Source organism: Candidatus Angelobacter sp., assembly GCA_035607015.1.
Lineage (GTDB): Bacteria > Verrucomicrobiota > Verrucomicrobiia > Limisphaerales > AV2 > AV2.
In genome coordinates, this window is sequence record DATNDF010000320.1 from 1 (window position 1) to 2,721 (window position 2,721).

At 59.7% G+C, this 2,721-nt stretch carries 4 protein-coding genes; 2 read left to right on the top strand and 2 right to left on the bottom strand.

The genetic code is table 11. The features are described 5' to 3' along the window. Both VN887_12780 and VN887_12785 read left to right on the top strand, forming a co-directional pair. A partial coding sequence (locus VN887_12780; GenBank protein HXT40881.1) for a hypothetical protein occupies window positions 1-327 on the top strand: 327 nt, incomplete at its 5' end. A gap of 110 nt (window positions 328-437) precedes the next feature. Further along, on the top strand, window positions 438-950 hold the full coding sequence (locus VN887_12785) for a thiamine pyrophosphate-binding protein (GenBank protein HXT40882.1): 513 nt from the start codon (window positions 438-440) through the stop codon (window positions 948-950). A 157-nt stretch (window positions 951-1,107) separates the two neighbouring features. Here the strand turns inward: VN887_12785 and VN887_12790 are convergent, their stop codons facing one another. Together VN887_12790 and VN887_12795 are read right to left on the bottom strand one after the other, a co-directional pair. After that, window positions 1,108-1,506, bottom strand: coding sequence for a hypothetical protein (locus VN887_12790; GenBank protein HXT40883.1), 399 nt, complete (start codon window positions 1,504-1,506; stop codon window positions 1,108-1,110). A gap of 352 nt (window positions 1,507-1,858) precedes the next feature. After that, window positions 1,859-2,721, bottom strand: an 863-nt coding sequence (locus VN887_12795) for a hypothetical protein (protein HXT40884.1), incomplete at its 5' end; no start/stop codon positions are given.

Sequence of the window (2,721 nt, forward strand, 5' to 3'; positions counted from 1 at the left end):
TTGAACCTTGGCGACGTGGACGCCGTGTGGGTGAACGACACTCTCGGCCAGCCGGGCAACAATTTCATGGCGTTTGACAACTATGCGGTTACGGCTGAACCATATCCTGTCCGTCTGGACGCTCTGCAGCGCGTCGCCAACGGAGCGTTTCTTCTGCGGCTGACCGGCGAGCCGGGGCGCCAGTATGCCATTGACGCGACCACGGATTTCGTTGACTGGTTCGCGTTGAAGACCAACAGCGCCGCAGCCGACGGCACGTTCGATTTTCTGGACGACACGGCAACGAACTTCAGCAGCAGTTTCTATCGCGCCCGGCTTGTGCCGTAAGGAAGTCCCCGCAGGCGGCGGAGAGCATCCGCGGGATCATTGACCCGGTCATTTGCCTCCCGATTTTTGACCGGTTCACGCGCCGGTGTTACCTTCAACCGGAGGCAGGTATGAAAAAGGCAAACAGTATCGGTTGCTATTTGATTCAGAGGCTCCGCGCGCACGGTCTGCGGCACGTCTTGGCATTCCCGGAGATTACGTTCTCGGTTTCTATGAGCAACTCGCGCACAGCGCGCTGCGGATCTTCAAACACATGCGACGAGCAGGGCGCCGGCTTCGCCGCCGACGCGTACGCACGCGTGCGCGGCCTTGGCGCTGTTTGCGTCACCTATTGCGTCGGCGGACTGAAAGTCGCCAACACGACGGCGGAGGCATTTGCGGAAAAGTCACCGGTCGTGGTCATCAGCGGAGCGCCTGGAATCAAGGAGCGTGAAAAGAATCCGCTCTTGCATCACAAGGTCCGCGAGTTCGATACCCAGAAACGGGTGTTCGAGCAACTGACGGTCGCTTCGACCGCTTTAAACGATCCACAGACCGCGTTTCACGAGATCGACGGCGTGTTGCATGCGGCCCTGCGCTTCAAGCGTCCTGTTTACAGGAAGAACAACTGGACCGGGCATTGAATTGCGCCAGGGGATTTACGGATGGGTTTTGCCTGCTGGATGTGCGATTGGGGCCGCTCGACCGGTCGCCGGCATTGCAGCGACTGGCCGAGCGGCTGGCCAAACGGCTCTGAAGCCGCGAAACCCCCGTTGCAGAAAAATGAGCGCCCGATTGGCCTCAGTTTTCTGCCCCCGCTTCTTTGGCGTCCGTACGGAAATCTTTTCCCGGTTCGAGTATGAAGGCGTTCCTTGCCGGTGGGTGTGAATGAAAACGCCAGCGATAATTGTGTTGAAAGCACCACGCGGCGATTTCATCGAGCTGGAAGCCCTCAAGAACCATTTTTCGGCCCGCTTTCATCGTCTCGATCACTTTCGATTGGACGGCTGCGGCTTCTCCGCAAAAGAGCAACTTCTCAACGAACACCCCGCTCGACTCCTCCAACAGGGCGATTTTTCGCGGGCCGGTGTCAGTCGACCGGCTGCCGGGTGTTGCCCTCCCAACAAGTGCGCTCTTAATGGGCACTATTGCCAGGTCCAGGAAGCCGGCGATACCCGAAATGCCGTTCTTAATAAACATGGCCGGATTCAAGCAATACCGGTGCCAGAAGTATGGGCTCTATTCTGACGGAGCGCGCCCTTGAAACGGAGCGCGTTTTTTGGCGCAACGGATGGGCGGGGAGGCTTTTTGTGCCTGATCTGGAGTCACGCAGGCGATTGCGAGCCCGTCGTTCAGGCGTAAAAAGGTTTGTCGCCTTTCAGGACGGGACAACGAGTCTGACAAAGAGAAGGGCCAAAACCACGGCCCCGGTTGTACCGGCTGGTGTTTGTGGGCCGCGTCAGACAAACATGCGCGGCTCTTGAAGGCAGGGCTGGAACGGCAACATGCCTGCCGGCCGTTATCGTTGTTTTGACCCAGTGTTCGGAGACGCTTAACTCAAGGACTCGGCGGACAAATCAAACCGCTCAAACAACCTGCCCATCCACCAGACGGCGAAGGCAGCTTCCGCTGCCATAACCATCGCGGCAAACGCGGCAGCAAGCGGTACGGCCGCTGTGATACTGATAAAGATTTTCATGGCGAAAAGCACCAGCGCGAACAGCGCGGCAGCCGGCACCAGTGCAAATGCAAAGATCAGCACCGAGCCCAGCATGAAGATCAGGCGCTGGCCCATGACCTCGATCCCGCCGCCACGCTCCCGACCGGTCTGCACCCAGGAGGGAAAAAGCAGCACTGACGCATTGGGAATGATCAATGAAATCAGATTCAGCGTTGGCGCGATGATGGCCGCCCCGACGCCGATCGAAAGACGACTCGCCAATGGGATCAGGCCACCGCCAGGAGTTTGTGAGAACGTCGTGGCAGCCAGTAAGAGGAGGCACCATTGCGCGCCGGTCAGAATCGCCGTCGGCGCGAGCAGTTCGCCCAGCACTATCTGCCAGCCGCGGAGCGGGTACATCTTCAGCACGTCCGCATTCACGAGGTCCTGGCGCAGGTCCTGACGCAGAATCGCGGGTCCGAGCAGCAGTGAATATCCCGCGAGGATGGCGGTAACAATGCCGACGGTTGGCAGCAGCCATTCGGGAGTACGCCGGCTTGCTCCCATCGGCCCGCCGATGCAAACGGCCACGAATGCGAGCAGCAGCCATGTGCGCAGGGTGAACGCCTGTCCGGCACTGATCAGGTTTTTCCAGAGAAACGCGATCGGCGCGAGACCGGTTGGACGCAGGCCAAAGGGAGGACGTTTCTTTTTCACCCTCCGCGCCGGGGAATGCCAGCCCCCGCCGGCCCTGA

Excerpts from the sequence above, each read along its gene's own strand:
- VN887_12785 (HXT40882.1), top strand. The coding sequence starts at position 438 with ATGAAAAAGGCAAACAGTATCGGTTGCTATTTGATTCAGAGGCTCCGC.
- VN887_12790 (HXT40883.1), bottom strand. The coding sequence starts at position 1,506 with ATGTTTATTAAGAACGGCATTTCGGGTATCGCCGGCTTCCTGGACCTG.